A 19,463-nucleotide genomic window follows, 5' to 3' on the forward strand; every position below is an offset into this window, starting at 1 on the left:
CCATTCTCCCTTGAACGCTAAGTCAATATTTTTAATTGTTTTTTTGTACGTAGGGGGAATCCTTGGGTATGCCCAAACCCGTACAGAAATTACTGCGGTCTTGAATGACTCTACCAATATTTTTAATATTCAGCAGAAGATCATCTACAAGAATAGCAGTACTTCGGTATTGAAGGATATTTATTTAAATGACTGGGCAAATAGCTTTAGAGATAAGTCTACTCCATTAGCCAAGAGATTTGCAGAAGATTACCTTAGAAGGTTTCATTTTGCAAAAGAACAAGAGCGAGGCTACACTAAGATTTATGGTATTAACGATGCCAATATCCTTCCTTTATCATGGGTGAGATCAGATAGTCTGCCAGATATCGTGCAGGTAAATTTAAGCAAGCCACTTCAACCGGGAGAATCTACAGAGATCAACTTACTCTATCAGGTCAAGATACCTTCAGAAAAATTTACTCGTTACGGTTATGATGACGATGGAAATTTTAAGCTGAAGTACTGGTATATCACTCCTGCAGTTTATGATGGTAAATGGGTTTTGTATAGCGATAAGAATTTAGGCAATCAATACTCCCCTCCTATCAATATTAAACTTAAGTTATCTACTAGACCTTATTTATACGTTGCGTCTCCTTTAACCCAAGAGAAATTAGTTACCGAAGACCAATACAAAACGTCTTATCTTTCTGGTATCAATGTAGTAACATCAGACCTTTACCTGACCAAAACATTTAGATTTGAATCGCTTTCTGCAAATTCAAAAGTAATACTTACTAATTTAGAAGATGAAGGGTTGAACCCGGAGATCAAAACTTTCTTGCTAGAAAGGATCATGAAATTCCTTCAGACCAGGCTGGGCGAGTATCCTCACAAATCTTTGATGATCACTAAAGATGATTATCAGGATAAGCCTGTATATGGTCTTAATCAGCTTCCTAAATTTATAAGACCTTTTCCAGATGGTTTTAATTATGATATGAAGCAATTAAAAACCATCATTCATACCTACCTAAAAAATACCGTTTTAATAAATCCCAGAGAAGAACAATGGTTATATGATGCCATACAGATTTCCTTAATGATGGATTATGTAGATGAGTATTATCCTAAAATGAAGTTGCTGGGTAGCTTAAGCAATATTATTGGAATTAGATGGTTCCATGCTTCAGATCTAGAATTTAATGATCAGTATCCTTTCCTGTATGAGCATATGGCTAGAATGCATATGGATCAATCCTTGGCTACTACTCAAGATTCTTTGGTAAAATTCAATCAGAATATTGCCAATGCATATAAAGCGGGAGCAGGATTTCATTATATGAATGACTTTTTAGAAACAGATGCTGTAAAAAGATCTATTTCAGAATTTTATAAAAAGAATGTTCTACAACCAACAAGCAGTGCAGAATTTGAACAAATATTAAAGAAGAATGCTGATAAAGATGTAAACTGGTTCTTTAAAGATTATGTTCAAACCGATGATAAAATAGATTTTAAGATATCAAAACTTAAGAAAAGTAAGGATTCTCTAGAGGTTACCATTAGAAATAAACGTGCTAATGGTATGCCTGTTTCGTTATATGGGTTAAAAGATGGAAAAGTAGTTTATAAAGAATGGGTAGAAGATATTGGTTCCAGAAAAACGGTTACCATTCCAAGAGATAGCATAGAGCGATTGGCTCTAAATTACAATGCAGCCATTCCAGAAGTTAACAAAAGAGATAATTATAAAGGAGTTACTACTCTTTTTAATAAACCTATACAGTTTAGAATTTTTCAGGATGTAGAAGATCCTCATTACAACCAGATGTTCTTTATGCCAGAATTTAGTTATAACCTTTATGATGGCTTGGCAATAGGACCAAAATTATATAATAAGACCTTTTTAAGCAGAAACTTTGATTTCAGGATTTCTCCAAAATTCGGATTTACGAGTAAGACAATTGTAGGTTCTGCCGCTATTGCCAATACTCAATTTTTTGATGATCAAAATCTTTTTGCTGTAAAATATGGAATTGGAGGAACAAGATTTTCTTATGGTTATGATTTATTCTATAATAAGTACACTCCCTTTTTAGGTTTTTATTTTAGAAACAATTACTTAAGAGATAACTTAAGACAGAGTTTATTTATAAGAAGTGTAAATGTAGAGCAAGATCTAAATCCATTAAATCCTGTAGATCAACCAAAATATAATGTATTTAATATAAGCTACAATTTTAAAGATGCCAATTTAGTAGATTACTTCTCTGGAGGAATAGATTATCAATTGGCAAAGAACTTCAGTAAAGTTGCTCTAAACTTAGAATACAGAAAGCTATTCAGAAACAATAGGCAATTAAACCTAAGGTTCTATGCTGGAACGTTCCTATATAATGATGAAACAGACAACGATTATTTTAGTTTTGCATTAGATAGACCTACAGATTATCTTTTTGATTATAATTACTACGGACGTAGTCAAAGTTCCGGACTTTTTAGCCAACAGATAATATTAGCGGAAGGTGGATTTAAATCTAAGCTAGAACCTGCGTATGCAAATCAATGGATCACTACGGTAAATGCAAGCACCAACATTTGGAAATGGATCTATGCTTATGGTGATGTGGGTGCAGTTAAAAACGAATTGAAGAATGCAGAATTTCTTTACGATTCTGGGATTAGACTAAGTTTTGTTGCAGATTATTTTGAACTATATCTTCCAGTTTATTCCAATCTAGGTTGGGAAATTGGTCAGGAAAATTATGATCAAAAAGTTAGATTCATAGTCACTTTAGATATTAATACGCTCATTAAATTGTTTACTAGAGAGTGGTATTAAAGATCAATACTTTTCCAAAAAAAACAAAGTCTTAATTTATCTACAATTTTTACTTCTGATTATACAATTCCTAAAATTTAGGCGATATTTGCAAAAAAATTGCAGATATTTTAATCTAAGAACGATTTTACATATTATACCAATAAAAATGGTAAATATCTTGAATTGTATTTAACCTTAGTTTTAGCTATATTTGTTACAATTCAAACTTAATTTCATGCAAAGCGAAACACCATCTAAAGAAACTATTTCTTTTGAAGATTTTAAAACAGAAGTTTTAGAAGATTATAAAATTGCAGTCACCAGCCGTGAGTGTAGCTTACTTGGGAGAAGAGAGGTTCTTACCGGAAAAGCTAAATTTGGAATTTTTGGCGATGGGAAGGAAATCCCACAATTAGCAATGGCTAAGGTTTTCAAAAATGGAGACTTTAGATCTGGTTACTATAGAGATCAAACCTTTATGATGGCTATTGGAGCATTAACTATTCAGCAATTCTTTGCCGGTTTATATGCAGATACATCTATAGAAGAGGAGCCAATGTCTGCAGGTAGACAAATGGGTGGTCATTTTGCTACTCATAGTTTAAATGAAGATGGAAGTTGGAAGAACTTAATGCTACAAAAGAACTCCAGTGCAGATATTTCACCTACAGCTGGCCAAATGCCAAGATTATTAGGGCTTGCGCAAGCTTCTAAGATCTACAGAAATGTGGAAGGAATAGATGCAGAAATGTTCTCTAACAATGGAGATGAAATTGCATGGGGAACTATTGGGAATGCAAGTACTAGTGAAGGTCATTTTTGGGAAACCATAAATGCTGCCGGAGTATTACAAGTGCCAATGGTTATGAGTGTTTGGGATGATGAATATGGAATTTCTGTTCACGCAAAATATCAAACTACAAAAGAAAACATCTCTGAGATCCTTAAAGGTTTCCAAAGAGATGAAAATAATAAAGCATACGAGATCATTATCGTAAATGGTTGGGATTATGTAGCTCTTGTGGAAGCGTATGAAAAAGCTTCAAAAATTGCCAGAACAACGCATTCTCCTGTTCTAATTCATGTTAAAGAACTTACCCAACCTCAAGGTCATTCCACCTCAGGTTCTCATGAGCGTTATAAGGATGAAGATAGATTAAGTTGGGAAAGAGCTTATGATTGTAATGTGAAATTCAAAGAATGGATCATTGAAAATAATTTTTCTACGGAAGAAGAATTAGATGCCATAGATAAAACTATTAAAAAGCAGGTTAGAGATGGAAAGAAAGCTGCCTGGACAGCTTACTCTCAGCCTATGAAAGATAAGTTGAAAGAACTTTTACCTCTTCTAAAAGCTGCTGCAACAGATAGTAGCGATGAAGCTACCATAGAAAATCTAACTAAAGAGCTTTCAGAAATTAAAGATCCTCTTAAGAAAGATCTTTTAGTAGCTGCTAGAAAGAGTTTAAAATATCTTATAGGAATAGACAGCGATGCTAAAACAAAACTTGCTGACTGGATTACAGATTACACCAATCAATCTCAACCTGAATACAGCAGTCATCTTTATAGTGAATCAGAAAATATCGCTCAAAATGTTGATGAAATAGCAGCAGTTTATTCTGAAGATTCTAAAGATGTTGATGCTAGGATAATTCTTAGAGATAACTTTGATAAGATCTTTGAAACCAGACCTGAAACTTTAATTTTTGGAGAAGATAGTGGAGAGATAGGAGATGTAAATCAAGGTTTAGAAGGACTTCAGGAAAAGTATGGAAAGTTAAGAGTTGCAGATGTTGGAATTAGAGAAGCTACCATATTAGGACAGGGTATTGGAATGGCCATGCGTGGACTAAGACCTATTGCTGAAATTCAATATTTAGATTACGTGCTATATGCATTGCAAATAATGAGTGATGATTTGGCAACCCTACAATATAGAACTAAAGGAAAACAAAAAGCACCGCTTATAATTAGAACCCGTGGACATAGATTAGAGGGTATCTGGCATAGTGGATCTCCAATGGGAGCTTTAGTTCATTTATTAAGAGGAATTCATATTTTGGTTCCTAGGAATATGACCAAAGCTGCTGGATTTTATAATGCATTGCTCAAAGCAGACGAGCCTGCATTAATTGTAGAATGCCTTAATGGATACAGGTTAAAAGAAAAATTACCAGAGAATCCGGGAGAATATACTACGCCAATTGGAGTAGTAGAAACTATTAGAACTGGTACAGATATAACTTTGGTTTCTTATGGATCTACACTAAGATTGGTAGAGGAAGCTGCACAAGAATTAGAGCAAGTAGGTATCTCTGCAGAAATTATTGACGTTCAATCTCTTTTACCTTTTGATCTAAATCAGGACATAGTGAAGAGCGTTGCTAAAACTAATAGATTATTGGTAATAGATGAAGATGTTCCTGGGGGAGCTTCTGCATATATTCTTCAGAAAATTGTTGAAGATCAAAATGCATATATCCATCTAGATAGTAAACCTCAAACGCTCACAGCTAAAGCACATAGACCGGCTTACGGTACAGATGGAGATTACTTCTCTAAACCTTCTACAGAAGATATCTTTGAAAAGATCTACGAGATAATGAATGAGGCCAGACCTCAAGATTTTCCACAGCTTAGATAAGTTAAAAGGAATAAAAAAATAAAACCCCGCTCTAAAATTTAGAACGGGGTTTTTTATTATATCTAACTCAAGTTGTTTCAGCATCTATAAATCATTATAGATTATAAGTAGATTTCTACAACCAATACATCTCGACTTCTATCGATATTACATTTGAATATAAAAGATGTAATTTAGTCTAAAGCAATAGCTATGGTAACCACTTTTTCTCAAAATTAGGCTTTCTCTTTTCTAAGAATGCATCTCTACCTTCTTTAGCTTCATCTGTCATATAAGCCAATCGTGTTGCTTCTCCTGCAAAAACTTGTTGCCCTACCATCCCATCATCGGTAAGATTCATGGCAAATTTTAGCATTTTTATTGAAGTTGGAGATTTAGCTAAAATCTCCTGAGCCCATTCATACGCTGTATCTTCTAGTTCTGCGTGAGGAATAACGGCATTCACCATGCCCATTTCAAAGGCTTCCTGAGCATTATAATTTCTACCTAGAAAGAAGATCTCTCTTGCCTTCTTCTGTCCTACCATTTTCGCCAGATATGCAGACCCATACCCTCCATCAAAACTAGTTACATCTGCATCTGTTTGTTTAAATATAGCATGTTCTTTACTCGCCAAGGTTAGATCACAAACCACATGTAAACTATGTCCGCCACCTACAGCCCATCCCGGTACTACTGCTATTACTGCTTTAGGCATAAATCTAATCAATCTTTGTACTTCTAGTATATTCAATCTGTGCATTCCATCTTCTCCAACATACCCTTGATGCCCTCTTGCTTTTTGATCTCCTCCACTACAAAATGAGTAAACTCCATCTTTGGATGAAGGACCTTCAGCAGAAAGCAATACAACTCCAATAGAAGTATCTTCCTGTGCATCATAAAAGGCATCATATAATTCACTGGTAGTTTTAGGTCTAAATGCATTTCTTACATCTGGTCTATTGAAGGCGATCCTCGCAACTCCATTCGCTTTTTTATAGGTGATATCTTCGTACTGCTTTGCAGTTTTCCAATCAATTTTTGTCATTTTGATAATTTTAAAGTAAAAATAAGATTTTTTAAAATAAAACAATGATTCACTACAAAGGCTTAATCAGTAGAAAAAATCTAACAGATCAAAATTTGCACAATTCTTGTTATATTTAGGAAAATAATTTTAATGAAATATATCGGTTTTATTCTAGCTTTTATATGCTTTTCTTTTATAGGCTTCTCTCAGGAAATTCCTTTAGCAAAATCTGAAAGGTCTGGTTTTATAATTAAAAGGTTAGAAGTAAGACCTTCTCTCTCCAATTTAGCTCCGGAAATTCCTTATGTGGGGAATTATAGAATTAGAACAGTAAATTTTAATGTTGAAGATAAACCTCGCGAAGTGAATATCGCAGAAGCTATGGAGCGTGAACGAAGAATGAAATCTAGAACCGTAGATTTAGATCCTCCTGTGCAGATAAATAAACAATCTTCCAGCATTTCAATTACCGGAGGTGAAAATGCAAGATTTAATCAAAGTTTTGAGCCTCGCCTTAATAACAGTAGTACCAGAGGAACAAGAAATTCTGTTTATATAGATGCTTCAGAAAGTACGGGAGCAGCCTATTTCCAAAGCTACTCCCCTTTTTATAGAGGTAATCGTTATTAGTCTTTTACTAAATAGATCCCATCTTCTTTAATATCTATAAGTCGTTGCTTATAGAGCGTTCCAATTGCTTTTTTAAAGCTTTTCTTGCTCATCTGCAATTGTCGTTGGATTTCGTTAGGATCAGATTTATCGGTTAGTTTTAAACTCCCACCTTTTAATTCCATTTCATTTAGAATATCCTGCGCATTTGGCTCAATACTTCTATAGCCTGGACGTTGCAATGTGATATCTATTTTTCCATCTGGACGCGTTTTTTTCACCCATCCTTTTAACCTATCTCCCGGCTGAAGATCTTGAAAAACATCATCTTTAAAGATCAACCCCTGGTGAATTTCATTTACAATAACATTCACTCCAAGATCTGTTGGATTGGCAACAATTAGATCTACTTCTTCAAAAGGCTCTACTGTAAGGTCTGAATTAGTAAGAAAAGAATTGGTCTTACTTGAAGCAATCAATCTATTGGTTTCTTCATCTAAATGACAAAATACTAGGTACCAGCTTCCTTTTCTCATCTTAGAAGCCATCTCCCTATAGGGCACAAAAAGATGTTTTTCCAGTCCCCAATCTAAAAAAGCTCCAATATCATTAACCTCTACACATTTTAAAAATGCAAATTCGTCTAATTTTACAAATGGAGTTAAGGTTGTAGCAACCGGTCTTTCTGAATGGTCCAGATAAACAAAAACTCTTATTTCATCTTCTAATTGAAAACTCTCGGGTTTATATTTGTTAGGCAACAAAACTTCATCCCCTTCAGCATTTTTAAGAAACAATCCGGGATCTGTATCCCGATCTATTATCATTGTGTGATATTCACCAATATTAAGCATAGTTCAAATTTAAAGTGTAAAGATACTTCATATTTTATGGGTTTTGGCATAAACCAAAAAATCCGTCTTCTCATGGTGGAGAAAACGGATTTCTATATAATAAAAGGTTCTAATTAAAGACGCTTTCTTTTTTAAAGTGCTTTGTAAGCAGGTAATATACAGTAACCCTATTCTTATTCCTATTAGATTTACCATACTTCTCCATTACAGCATCCATAGCTTCATCTAGCTTTTCATCATCTTTCAAACCTAATTTCTTAATAAGGAAATTCTTTTTTACAGTTTCCATTTCAGAACTACTTGAACTTGAAACAGTTTCCGCGTCATTTTGAAAAACAGAAGGACCGCAATATTCGGTGATTTTCCTTATAAGATCCACATCTGGCTCCCCTATTTTATCTCTAACATCTTGAATATACTTTCCTACTTTTTCATCGGTTTTACTCATAATTTAAATTTTAATGATTTAACAGTCATCAATTTAAAAAAATTAAAGTAAGATTTTCGTAAACTATTCTTAAGATTTCATGAAACTGAAATAATTCAGCAGTACTTCGTCATTTAATTTTCTTGGAGTAAAAATTTCTAACAACTTAGGTCTATCAGAAGCCTTATAGAAATCCTGCAAAGCTTCGTTTATTTCATCTGAGTTTGAAGCAGCAACATATTCTAAGTTATGCATCTCACAAAGAGAATTAGCTCTAAGCTGATGCGTTGTTTCGAAATAAGTATCAAAATTCTCGGTATTCTTATTACCCGGAAGAATTCTAAAAATTCCACCTCCTCCATTATTCAGCACAATGATTCTAAAATTTGAAGGGATATAGTTGTTCCAAATCCCGTTACTATCATAAAAGAAACTAAGATCTCCGCAAATAAGCAGCGTTGGCTCTGTAGAAATGGTTGCGGCGCCAACAGCTGTAGAAACACATCCATCTATCCCGCTTGTTCCTCTATTGCAAAAGATCTTCTGAGAAGCCTTCCATTTGAATAATTGGGCATATCTAACGGTAGAGCTATTTCCTAACTGAACCACATAATTTTCAGGAGCTGAAGGCACAATAGCCTGCATTGCTTTAAAATCTGAATATGGAATTTCTTCTACATACAGGTCATGTCTTTCTTGTCGTTGTTTTCTGATATTTTTCCAATGTGCAGCATAATCACTTTTCCCTACTTCAAGTAATGGAAGGAATCCTTCAAAAAATGAATTCACTGAAGTTTCAAAATGTTTATTCAGGCAGAAGAACGTATTGTATGCTTTTTTAGGATCTATATGCCAATGTTGTTGTGGTTGATAATTCCTTAAAAAGGCCTTTATCTTTTTTGAAACTATCATCCCGCCAAAGGTCAATAATATATCGGGTTGAAGTGCCTCGAATTCTTGCTTGAAATCTTCTGATTTTTCTATAGGCCCTATCAAGGTATCTATTCTGGTAAAGAATTCTTCATGTTGCAGGTTAGACGTAGTCTCTGTCAATACCAGAACCGATTCATCTGTAGCTAAATAATTTAAGAATTTCTGCTCTATAGCATTAGGTTGCGCCACTCCTACTATCACCATCTTTCGTTTTGCCTTATTCCAAATATCAGCATAACTCTCCAGTTCTTTCGCACTATAGATGCGCTCCACTTTTTCCGGTAATATCTGCAACGGATTTACAGTAACATCTTCTACAAGATCATATAGAGGCTCATAAAAAGGCACATTTATATGCACCGGCCCATTAACTTCTAACGCTCTATTCAACGCCAAATTGATCTCACGCTCGTTATGCTTCTGAGATTCAAATTGCTTTTGCAATAGTTTCTTATCAGTAGAACTTGTCTCTAGAACGATTTCAGAATAAAGATTTGCAGAGTATTCTATATGATTTTCAAAAACATTTTTTTGGCGAATGGTCTGCCCGTCTCCAATATCTATTCTCTCAATAGGTCTGTCTGCAGAGATCACCACCAAAGGGATATCGCTGTAGTAAGCTTCAGAAATTGCAGGATAATAATTTAATAAAGCAGAACCAGAACTACAAACCAATGCTACTGGTTTTCCCAGTTGCTGCGCCATTCCTAAAGCAAAGAATGCAGCGCAACGTTCATCTACAATACTATAAGAATTAATTTCAGGATGGTGCGTAAAACCAATGGTTAAAGGTGCATTTCTAGAACCTGGGGAAATTACTACGTGTTTAATATTCTTAGCTACACACAAGGCAACTATAGATTGGGCTACGGGAATTTTGGAATACTTCATACTATCCCAAAATTACAATTTCCATCGAAAAAAACAGGTATCTCTAAGGCTTATTTAACAAGTACTGCCTTCATAGTTTGTGCTTTATTCATAGTTTCAATCCATTCTTGTTCCGGATCTGAATCTTTAGTGATTCCTCCTCCTATATATAAAATTGCTTGATCTTCGTCTAATTTTAAACAACGTAGATTCACAAATAAACTGGTTTGTTTTACTACACTTAGATAAGCCTGATTCTCTCGATTCCTACGATTACTGCTTCGTTGAACTTTTTCTTTGATGTTCAATTCACCTAAAAAACCGGTATAGAATTCCCTGTTATACTTTTCATTTTTCAGAATAAAGTCTTTTGCTTCTTTTTTAGGCAAACCACAAATAGCAGGAGTTGGATGAATTGCGTGTATTATTTGCTCTAACTTAACGTTATCATCTATTTTAACGCTGATATCTGTTCTAAGATGAAGCAATTTTCCGGCTTGAACGGTATAAGGTCCAGATTTTAAAATATCATTTTTATCAAGATCAAGATCTCCAATATTTTCAATGATAGAATTGGTTACAAATTCTTGTTCTTCGATCTCTTTTAAACCCCATTCCACGTCTGTAGTATCCTCGAGCTTTTGAGTACCGGCAAGCGCCATGGTCTTTAGTCTATTTCTTTTTATCTGAAGTAAGGTTTCTGGAGTAGCACCTAACCAAATCCCAACCTTTGGATGGTACCAAAGATACACAAAGGCGGTAGGATATTTTGAAAGCATTTTTCTAAAAAGCAAAAGTGCATTTGGAGCCTCCAATTTTACACTTTCCTTTCTGGAAAGCACTACTTTTTTAAGATCGCCATTCTTAATAGCGTCTAATGCTTGCTGAACAAGATCTAAATGATTTTGTTTTCCTGCTTCACTTTCTATCTCTATCGAAATTGAATTATCGGACATATTATCATCATCCACTTGAAAATCAGCCTCTAAAAACTCTGATTCATCTGAAGGAATCAAAAAACTATTTTGTTCATTATCAAAAGGAGCGAAAACAAATCCGCTTTCTTCAAAATCGTGAATGAGATGTGTTTGATCATCTTTTTGAAAAAAACCTCTCAAAGATTCGTGAGATATAGGATCAGAAGCTTTTCTATATGCTACAAATGGTAAGTCTAGATCGAGTTGCTCTTGAATTCGGAGATAAAAATTTGTCAGATCAATCATTGTTTTTCTTTTTCGGGAGTGCAATGGTGGTTAGTTTTACTAAAGAGATCAAATTATCTTCTGCATCTGTAACTCTAATATTCCAGAGCTGCGTGGTTCTTCCTTTATGAATAAATGTTGCCTTCGCATACACCATTCCCTCCTTAATGCTTTTTAAATGATTTGCAGAGATCTCAATTCCGCGAACATAATATTCCGCAGAGTCAATAAAAATATGAGAAGCAACACTTCCCACACTTTCTGCCAAAGCTACCGTGGCACCTCCGTGTAAAACCCCATCCGGCTGATGAACCTTAGAATTTACCGGCATCTCTGCAGTCACAAAATCATCTCCAATATCGGTGAATTTAATATCTAAAGTATCCATCAATGTATTTCTACACATTTCATTACACTTTGCCAGAATTTCCTGCTTCTCCATTGCTATAAGATTGTTTACTTTGTAAAAATACAAAACACCGCAGATGAACAGAGAAGAAAAACAGGTTTCTTATAAGATAACCAATACCTATAGCACTTTAAACGAGTATACCTCAAAAACAAAAAATGTATGGCTGGTTTTTCACGGAATTGGATATCTAAGCAGGTATTTTCTGAAGTATTTTAAAGACCTCAACCCTGAAGAGAATTACATTATCGCCCCGCAGGCACAATCTAAATATTACCTGAATAATAAATACACCCATGTTGGTGCGTCTTGGTTAACCAAAGAAAATACGGAAGAAGAATTTGAAAATGTTCTGAACTATTTAAAGGAAGTCTTTAAGGCGGAAGGATTAGATAAAGTAGAAAACCTAAATGTTTTGGGATACTCTCAGGGAGTTTCTATAGCAACCAGATTTGTTGCCAGAGAAAAGATACAATGCAAGAATTTAATTCTCCTCTCAGGAAAAGTACCACAGGAATTAGCTACTAAAGATTTTGAATTTCTAACCGATACTAAATTCTCTTTTATTTACGGAACTCAAGATGAATACCTGAAAGCTGGAGTTGTAAAAGTAGAACACGAACGTTTAAAAGAATTGTTTCCAAAGAATTTAAACGTTATCACTTTTGATGGTGGCCATGAAGTTAGACCAGAAATTCTATCTAATATTGGTGAAAGCTAATCAAAAAAAAAAGCCGCTAAATAGCGACTTTCTTTTATCTTACATCTCATCTTTACCCGTTTTAAGGTTGAATACCCGATGACGTAGATTTTGAATTTCTATTACGTACAGGATTGTCAAATCTGATAGAGGAAGCCTTTAATTCAGATATTGGGGTGGTATCTATTTTCGCAACTCCTGCTAATACTTTTGTATTAGTAGTATCATAGAACAATGCGAAATCATCTACTCCTATTTCTATAACAGAGGCACATGCAATGGTAAGATCTGTGATTCCTGCCATTATTGGATGCACTCGATTAGATGATTGCGGTATAACAGTATAACCACAATCCACCAACCCACCAGTATTCGTTAATACAGCTCCCATATTCAATAAGAACTGATTTTGTACATCTATAAAGAAATAGAAACTTGAATGTTCTCCAACAAAAATGATTCGTCCTCCTTCAGCAGCAAAAGCTTTAAAAGCATTTATCTCTGCAACGGTGTATTGAAGAGTTGGCATCACTAAAAATATCACCTTAACATCTGCAGGAATATTAGTTAATGAACCAGCATTTGAGAAAACGCTAGTAACAGTAAGTCCTGTATTGGTAATTGTTTCCTCCATTTTACTCCATCCATCTTCGTCACATTCCCCATTAGAGTAACAAGCTGCGCTGCGGCCCCTATCAATCCAAACAACATCACCAGCATTACGAGAACCTGTAGTGGTATAGGTAACCAAATTTTCTACAAATCTAATATTGTCTGGATCTTCCATTGCATTATCGTCAAACATATTGGCGTCATTAAATACTACAACATCTCTTCCTGGCACTTGAATGCTTTCACACCCTTTAATATCTACAGGCGTTCCTGAAGGAGTGCCTGGACACTCATCAATATCATTAGGAACTCCATCTCCATCATCATCTGTTGAAAGATCTTCGCAAGCATCACCAATTCCATCTTGGTCTGCATCTACCTGATCTGCGTTAGCAATATTCACGCAATTATCACAAACATCTCCCACACCATCTTCATCTGTATCTGTTTGGTCTGCATTTGCTTTCATTGGGCAATTATCCACATCATCTGCAATACCATCACAATCCATATCATTAGCACATTCTTCGGTTCCTTCACAACCTATTCTAAAGTGGTAATAAGTATTGGACTCGCCATTATACAAGTCTAATACTTCTGTATCTGTGATCATTAAAGTTTCTACAGGTACTTCAGGATCTGTATATACTCCTTCAAATCCTAACAATTTGATCTCAATATAATAGGTATCCTCATCAGAAGAATTTGGCAGTGCTATACACAAGGGTCTTGCAAAAGCGTCTTCCGTATCTTCATAAATCCCGGTCTCGTTTGTTAAAATACCATTGGTAAGAGGTTCTCCTAATTTTGGATCTGCCAGATCTCCAGAGAATATCCAAGCTTCTACACTAAATCTTGCTGGGTAATGCCTTCCTGTTACATCACAGTAATTTCCAAATAAGCACAAGGTAATTGCATCTACTTGAGAAAAATCAAAGAATAGATATCCATACTCATCTGCCATTCGCTCATCATAACATAGAACTTCTACATCTATATACTTTTTTACACCCGCTCTAAGATCAATAGTAATTGGCAAGGCATCACTTACAAAATTGGCAAAATTGGCTGGACCATAATCATCATTTTCTCTGGGAGCGATCCAAAGAACATTATTATCTGTGTCCAAAACTGCAAAATATTCTAAAGTGTAATCTCCCGGCGGTAATTCTAGATCTGCAGATTCTTTTGTCATCCATCCTCCTTCATCATTGGCAATAACTGGAATTTCAATAAACTCTCCAGCATCACCATTTGCCATAGAAACCCATGCTCCCTCGCTGTCTTTTAACGCTACTCTAACTTTAGATGGTATATTATCCAGACATTCTGGAATATCTGCTAACTGGTTTTGTTTAGTTAAGCTTCGATTTGTATTGAAGTCTTTTAGCACAGCATCAAACGATATGGAAACAAGCTCTGAGTTTGTCTCACTATTTTGATCATTGACATCATCTTTACTACAATATGTAAAAAGTAAGATGATCATTGCCGCAAAGGCAATTAAAAATTTAAAATTTTTCATAATAATATATTGAATGGTTAGGAAAGTATAACTGCATTTATCATAGATGATAAGCATTCAGAGAGCCGATAATAAAATGCGGGAGGCTTTGTAATTCAATAATTGGAGGGAAGAAATTTATAGGATAATCTGGAGGGAAGTTTATCCTATTATAATTTTTATAAAGATATGAATGAAGATGAATTCATATCAATAGGGGTTTTCCATTATAAATAAGAAACATAAAATCGAAGACTAAAATTATGTTCTATGTTCAATACATAATTTTAGAATCTGTAAAATCTAAAGATTCAATAATCTTAAGCGAGCAAAACATTTTTATTTAAAATATTTATAAAAAAAAGATCCCGACTTACATCGGGATCTTTTAGTTAAACCTTAAAAGCAAGGTCTAATATGTAAAATGAATTACTTCACTTCTTCGAAGTCTACATCTTCAACGTCGTCGCTTGCGTTTCCAGCAGCTTCTCCGTTAGATTCAGCTCCCGGTGCACCTTGTTGCGCGCCACCTTGAGCTTCTGCTTGTGCTTTATACATCTCTTCAGATGCAGTTTTCCAAGCTTCATTAAGCTTATCTAAAGCTGGAGAAATTGTTTCCACTTCTTTAGTTTCATAAGCTTTCTTCAAATCTTCTAAAGCACTTTCAACTGGCTTCTTCTTATCTTCAGATATCTTATCACCAAATTCTTTTAATTGCTTCTCAGTTTGGAAGATCATAGCATCAGCTTCATTAAGCTTATCTACTTTTTCTTTCGTTTTCTTATCAGATTCAGCATTTGCTTCCGCTTCCTGCTTCATTTTTTGAATTTCTTCTTCTGTTAATCCTGAAGAAGCTTCAATTCTAATATCCTGAGTTTTATTGGTAGCTTTATCTGTAGCACTTACTTTAATAATACCGTTAGCATCAATATCAAAGGTTACTTCAATTTGAGGAGTTCCTCTTTGTGCTGGTGGAATACCATCTAAGTGGAATCTACCAATAGTATTATTATCTGTAGCCATTGGGCGTTCCCCTTGCAATACATGAATCTCTACAGATGGTTGATTATCTGCTGCGGTAGAAAATACCTGAGATTTTTTGGTTGGAATAGTTGTATTAGACTCAATTAATTTAGTCATCACTCCACCCATTGTTTCAATACCAAGAGAAAGAGGCGTTACATCTAGTAACAATACATCTTTTACATCTCCTGTTAATACACCCCCTTGAATAGCTGCTCCAATTGCAACAACCTCATCTGGGTTAACTCCTTTAGAAGGTTTCTTACCGAAAAATGCTTCTACTTCTTCCTGAATTTTAGGAATACGAGTAGATCCACCTACCAAGATAACTTCATCTATATCACTCTTAGAAAGTCCTGCATCACTAAGTGCTTTTTGCACAGGATCCATAGATCGTTTTACAAGCTCATGAGCTAATTGCTCAAATTTAGATCTTGTAAGAGTCTCAACCAAGTGTTTTGGTCCGCTAGCGGTAGCCGTTACATATGGTAAGTTAATTTCTGTTTGTGTAGAAGAAGACAATTCAATCTTAGCTTTCTCTGCTGCTTCTTTTAAACGTTGAAGTGCCATAGGATCTTTTCTAAGATCTATGTCTTCCGCTTTTTGGAAACCATCTGCTAGGAAATCGATAATAACTTCATCAAAATCATCTCCACCTAAATGCGTATCTCCGTTTGTAGACAATACTTCAAAAACTCCATCTCCTAATTCAAGGATAGAAATATCAAAAGTACCACCACCAAGGTCATATACTGCAATTTTTTGATCGGTAGATTTTTTATCAAGACCATAAGCCAAAGCTGCTGCTGTAGGCTCATTTATAATTCTTCTAACTTTTAAACCAGAGATCTCTCCAGCTTCTTTTGTTGCCTGACGTTGAGCATCGTTGAAGTAAGCAGGTACAGTAATAACCGCTTCGGTTACTGTTTGTCCTAAATAATCTTCAGCTGTTTTCTTCATCTTTTGTAATACCATTGCAGATAATTCCTGCGGAGTATACAAACGTCCATCAATTTCTACTCTTGGAGTATCATTATCTCCTTTTACCACTTTATAAGGTACACGTCCTGCTTCTTTTGAAGATTCTGTGAATTTATTCCCCATAAATCGCTTTATAGAAGATATTGTTTTTGTTGGGTTTGTTACAGCCTGACGCTTTGCAGGATCTCCAACTTTAATTTCTCCACCCTCTACAAATGCTATTACAGAAGGAGTAGTTCTCTTACCTTCAGCATTAGGAATTACCGTTGGTTCGTTACCTTCCATTACGGCAACGCACGAGTTGGTAGTACCTAAGTCAATTCCAATTATTTTACTCATAACTTTATACGTTGATTATTATTATTATTGTTCTAATTTAACACTCAGTAATAGTCAATCATTATGCCAGCGGTTTCATTATGACAGGTTGTCATAAATTTGTTTACTAATGGCATTTCCTCTTTCCCTCCATATTCAATGCGGGTAAGAGGTCGGGCTATTCGCTTTATCTTTTAATTTTTAAACTAAAAAATTAAAAGGATGCCGCTACAATCCCTAATGCAAAAAGACACTGCATATTTCTTAATAAGAATTCAGAAAAAATGAAGTCCTATATTAACAAATTCATATTTTTGTCTTCAAATATCGATTTAGAATGCGAAAAATAGAATGTATTAGTGTTTTTGATATGCTTAAGGTAGGCGTTGGCCCATCAAGTTCCCACACCCTTGGACCGTGGCGGGCTGCTCAACGTTGGATTGGAGAATTAAAGCAGAAGAAAACCTTTGATGATGTAGAAAGCATTCATGTAGATCTTTATGGTTCACTATCTTTAACAGGAACCGGACACGCTACAGATATTGCTGTAATGCTAGGCCTTTGCGGATTTGATCCAGTAAAAATGGATATAGAACTTATAGATCCTGAAATATTTAATATTAGAGCTACAAAATCTATTCTGCTTAACGGTGAAAATCCTATTAATTTTGATCCTAAGGAAAATATAAAATTCAATAGAAAATTTCTTCCTTTTCACCCAAACGGAATGACCTTTAGAGCTTGTTTAAAAAATGGAAAGAAAACCTTTTCTTCTTTCTATTCTATAGGTGGTGGTTTTGTAGTTAAAGAAGAACGTAAAAATGCTAAAAAGAAAATGGAGATCTTTGAAGATTTCCCTTTTCCAGTAGAAAAAGCAACAGAGCTTTTGGCCTATTGCAATTCTGAAAATAAAACAATTTCTGAGATCGTTCTGGAAAATGAAAAATCTCTAAGAACTGAAGAAGAAATAGATAATGGCCTGAAACAGGTATGGCAGGTAATGCTAGAATCTATGTATACAGGCTGTCATACCGAAGGAACTTTACCCGGCGGACTCAACGTACACAGACGCGCTTTTGATATTCATAAAAAACTTATTGGAGATTCAAAATATTCCACTCCACAAGAATGGCTGGAAAGCATCAGACTTACTGAAGTTAAATTTAGACAGATCCTTAAATGGGTAAGTTGTTTCGCTATTAGTGTAAATGAAGTAAACGCATCTTTAGGAAGAGTTGTTACTGCTCCTACTAATGGAAGTGCAGGTACCGTACCCGCAGTATTAATGTATTATATGGTAATTGAAAACCATGATGCTACTTTTGAAGATATAAAAAGATTTATGCTGGTAGCTGGAGAAATTGGAAGCCTTTTCAAAAAAGGAGCTACCATATCTGCCGCTATGGGTGGATGTCAGGCAGAAATTGGTGTTTCCTCTGCCATGGCCGCAGGAGCACTTACCGAAGTTATGGGCGGAACTCCTGCCCAAGTTTTAATGGCAAGCGAGATTGCTATGGAACATCATCTTGGTCTTACGTGCGATCCTATTGCCGGACTTGTGCAAATTCCATGTATAGAAAGAAATGCTATGGGTGCAATTAAAGCTATTAATGCAGCAGAAATTGCGATGGATAGCGATGCTACTAAAGCAAAGGTTCCGTTAGATAAAGTAATCGAGACCATGTGGGATACAGCAAAAGACATGAACTCTAAATACAAAGAAACTTCTGAAGGTGGTTTGGCGGTAAAGGTGAGTTTAAGCGACTGCTAAATAAATTTAAATATCTTTATAGGAATTAAGCCCAACCAAGGCTATAAAAATTAACATTGTCTTACGCCAACCTTAAACTTAAGATCAAACTTAAAAATCTGTTTCTTAACTACGGATTAATGTTGGGATCTTATTTCGTTTTTTTTATTGCCATTGGAATTCTTCATGCAATTTTTCCAAGCTTTGATATCAATCAATATCAACAAACCGATCTTAATACTCTTATAAAAGAAGCTCCTTTTAAATTTATGATCCTGGCTGTAATTTTAGCTCCTATAATGGAAGAAGGCATGTTTAGATCTATAGTAAAACCTTCAAAGAATGAACTCATTTTCTTTATCTGTACTTGGATAATCGTAATTGCAGCACCCTACATTCCAGAAGATATACACTGGGCGTTAAAATTTGGATTTTTAATACTACTAGCAGTACTTCTCTTTGTTTTTCTAAAAGAATTTATTCCAAATACTTGGCAAGTAAATATTTCATATTTTCTAAATAAATACCACATATATATCTGGCTCCTAACATCAGTGATCTTCGGAATGGTACATGTATATAATTATGTAGATGGATTTCAATTAAATTTTATACTGTTCATTATGATCTTTCCAAGAATTATTGCCGGATTCTTCTTTGGCAAGATAAAGATCGAAAATAAAGGACTTGGATGGTCTATGGCCATGCACGCCATGAACAATGCTACCGTATTATTCTTGCTATTCCCCAAATTGCTTTCTTAGTTTAACAAAGTCTTAGATATAGTAGAAGCACATATTTTG

14 protein-coding genes are annotated in these 19,463 nt (G+C 34.9%); 6 read left to right on the plus strand and 8 right to left on the minus strand.

Annotated features, from left to right (window positions below):
- The first annotated feature begins 43 nt into the window (after positions 1–43).
- Both BLT84_RS15360 and BLT84_RS15365 read left to right on the plus strand, forming a co-directional pair.
- Positions 44–2,827 carry a metalloprotease gene (locus tag BLT84_RS15360; protein WP_231929366.1) on the plus strand — a complete coding sequence of 928 codons (2,784 nt, stop codon included), beginning with the start codon at positions 44–46 and terminating at the stop codon, positions 2,825–2,827.
- A 217-nt stretch (positions 2,828–3,044) separates the two neighbouring features.
- Complete coding sequence (locus tag BLT84_RS15365) at positions 3,045–5,456, plus strand: thiamine pyrophosphate-dependent enzyme (protein ID WP_091267627.1); 2,412 nt, start codon at positions 3,045–3,047, stop codon at positions 5,454–5,456.
- A 190-nt stretch (positions 5,457–5,646) separates the two neighbouring features.
- On the opposite strand, the gene BLT84_RS15370 is transcribed toward BLT84_RS15365, so the two are convergent.
- Complete coding sequence (locus tag BLT84_RS15370) at positions 5,647–6,486, minus strand: 1,4-dihydroxy-2-naphthoyl-CoA synthase (protein ID WP_091267632.1); 840 nt, start codon at positions 6,484–6,486, stop codon at positions 5,647–5,649.
- A gap of 132 nt (positions 6,487–6,618) precedes the next feature.
- On the opposite strand from BLT84_RS15370, the gene BLT84_RS15375 reads away from it, so the two are divergent.
- Complete coding sequence (locus BLT84_RS15375) at positions 6,619–7,098, plus strand: hypothetical protein (RefSeq protein WP_091267638.1); 480 nt, start codon at positions 6,619–6,621, stop codon at positions 7,096–7,098.
- Here BLT84_RS15375 and BLT84_RS15380 read toward each other — a convergent pair.
- The 5 genes from BLT84_RS15380 to BLT84_RS15400 all read right to left on the minus strand — a co-directional run bounded on the left by BLT84_RS15380 (position 7,095) and on the right by BLT84_RS15400 (position 11,805).
- A complete protein-coding gene (locus BLT84_RS15380; protein ID WP_034888041.1) occupies positions 7,095–7,931 on the minus strand; it encodes a S1 RNA-binding domain-containing protein in 837 nt (278 codons plus the stop codon). The two genes, BLT84_RS15375 and BLT84_RS15380, sit on opposite strands and share 4 nt — an antisense overlap.
- Positions 7,932–8,040: 109 nt before the next feature.
- Positions 8,041–8,379, minus strand: a complete 339-nt coding sequence (locus tag BLT84_RS15385) for a DUF2853 family protein (RefSeq protein ID WP_034888039.1) — start codon at positions 8,377–8,379, stop codon at positions 8,041–8,043.
- Between the two features lie 69 nt (positions 8,380–8,448).
- A complete protein-coding gene (gene menD / locus BLT84_RS15390) occupies positions 8,449–10,182 on the minus strand; it encodes a 2-succinyl-5-enolpyruvyl-6-hydroxy-3-cyclohexene-1-carboxylic-acid synthase (RefSeq protein ID WP_091267641.1) in 1,734 nt (577 codons plus the stop codon).
- Positions 10,183–10,232: 50 nt separating this feature from the next.
- Positions 10,233–11,384: a chorismate-binding protein gene (locus BLT84_RS15395; protein ID WP_091267644.1), complete on the minus strand. Its 1,152-nt coding sequence runs from the start codon at positions 11,382–11,384 to the stop codon at positions 10,233–10,235.
- Positions 11,377–11,805, minus strand: coding sequence for a PaaI family thioesterase (locus BLT84_RS15400; RefSeq protein ID WP_091267646.1), 429 nt, complete (start codon positions 11,803–11,805; stop codon positions 11,377–11,379). The genes BLT84_RS15395 and BLT84_RS15400 overlap by 8 nt, the downstream gene beginning before the upstream one ends.
- Positions 11,806–11,848: 43 nt before the next feature.
- On the opposite strand from BLT84_RS15400, the gene BLT84_RS15405 reads away from it, so the two are divergent.
- The gene (locus BLT84_RS15405; RefSeq protein WP_034888032.1) at positions 11,849–12,493 is read left to right on the plus strand and encodes an alpha/beta hydrolase; all 645 of its coding nucleotides are present in this window, start codon (positions 11,849–11,851) and stop codon (positions 12,491–12,493) included.
- A 61-nt stretch (positions 12,494–12,554) separates the two neighbouring features.
- Here the strand turns inward: BLT84_RS15405 and BLT84_RS16200 are convergent, their stop codons facing one another.
- Positions 12,555–14,609 carry a thrombospondin type 3 repeat-containing protein gene (locus BLT84_RS16200; protein ID WP_231929368.1) on the minus strand — a complete coding sequence of 685 codons (2,055 nt, stop codon included), beginning with the start codon at positions 14,607–14,609 and terminating at the stop codon, positions 12,555–12,557.
- A 408-nt stretch (positions 14,610–15,017) separates the two neighbouring features.
- Positions 15,018–16,931 (minus strand): molecular chaperone DnaK, encoded by a 1,914-nt coding sequence (dnaK, locus tag BLT84_RS15415; RefSeq protein ID WP_034888030.1) that lies wholly within the window; start codon positions 16,929–16,931, stop codon positions 15,018–15,020.
- A 316-nt stretch (positions 16,932–17,247) separates the two neighbouring features.
- On the opposite strand from dnaK, the gene BLT84_RS15420 reads away from it, so the two are divergent.
- Complete coding sequence (locus tag BLT84_RS15420; protein WP_034888029.1) at positions 17,248–18,681, plus strand: L-serine ammonia-lyase; 1,434 nt, start codon at positions 17,248–17,250, stop codon at positions 18,679–18,681.
- A gap of 56 nt (positions 18,682–18,737) precedes the next feature.
- Entirely contained in the window at positions 18,738–19,424 is a 687-nt protein-coding gene (locus BLT84_RS15425; RefSeq protein ID WP_034888028.1) for a type II CAAX prenyl endopeptidase Rce1 family protein, read from the plus strand.
- Positions 19,425–19,463 lie beyond the last annotated feature (39 nt).

Source organism: Gillisia sp. Hel1_33_143 (assembly GCF_900104765.1).
Taxonomy (GTDB): domain Bacteria; phylum Bacteroidota; class Bacteroidia; order Flavobacteriales; family Flavobacteriaceae; genus Gillisia.

What these genes read in the sequence shown, in the direction of transcription:
- dnaK (WP_034888030.1), bottom strand. Translation starts at nt 16,931, where the DNA reads ATGAGTAAAATAATTGGAATTGACTTAGGTACTACCAACTCGTGCGTT.
- BLT84_RS15395 (WP_091267644.1), bottom strand. Translation starts at nt 11,384, where the DNA reads ATGATTGATCTGACAAATTTTTATCTCCGAATTCAAGAGCAACTCGAT.
- BLT84_RS15375 (WP_091267638.1), top strand. Translation starts at nt 6,619, where the DNA reads ATGAAATATATCGGTTTTATTCTAGCTTTTATATGCTTTTCTTTTATA.
- BLT84_RS15420 (WP_034888029.1), top strand. Translation starts at nt 17,248, where the DNA reads ATGCGAAAAATAGAATGTATTAGTGTTTTTGATATGCTTAAGGTAGGC.
- BLT84_RS15380 (WP_034888041.1), bottom strand. Translation starts at nt 7,931, where the DNA reads ATGCTTAATATTGGTGAATATCACACAATGATAATAGATCGGGATACA.
- BLT84_RS15385 (WP_034888039.1), bottom strand. Translation starts at nt 8,379, where the DNA reads ATGAGTAAAACCGATGAAAAAGTAGGAAAGTATATTCAAGATGTTAGA.
- BLT84_RS15405 (WP_034888032.1), top strand. Translation starts at nt 11,849, where the DNA reads ATGAACAGAGAAGAAAAACAGGTTTCTTATAAGATAACCAATACCTAT.
- BLT84_RS16200 (WP_231929368.1), bottom strand. Translation starts at nt 14,609, where the DNA reads ATGAAAAATTTTAAATTTTTAATTGCCTTTGCGGCAATGATCATCTTA.
- BLT84_RS15370 (WP_091267632.1), bottom strand. Translation starts at nt 6,486, where the DNA reads ATGACAAAAATTGATTGGAAAACTGCAAAGCAGTACGAAGATATCACC.
- BLT84_RS15400 (WP_091267646.1), bottom strand. Translation starts at nt 11,805, where the DNA reads ATGGAGAAGCAGGAAATTCTGGCAAAGTGTAATGAAATGTGTAGAAAT.
- BLT84_RS15365 (WP_091267627.1), top strand. Translation starts at nt 3,045, where the DNA reads ATGCAAAGCGAAACACCATCTAAAGAAACTATTTCTTTTGAAGATTTT.
- menD (WP_091267641.1), bottom strand. Translation starts at nt 10,182, where the DNA reads ATGAAGTATTCCAAAATTCCCGTAGCCCAATCTATAGTTGCCTTGTGT.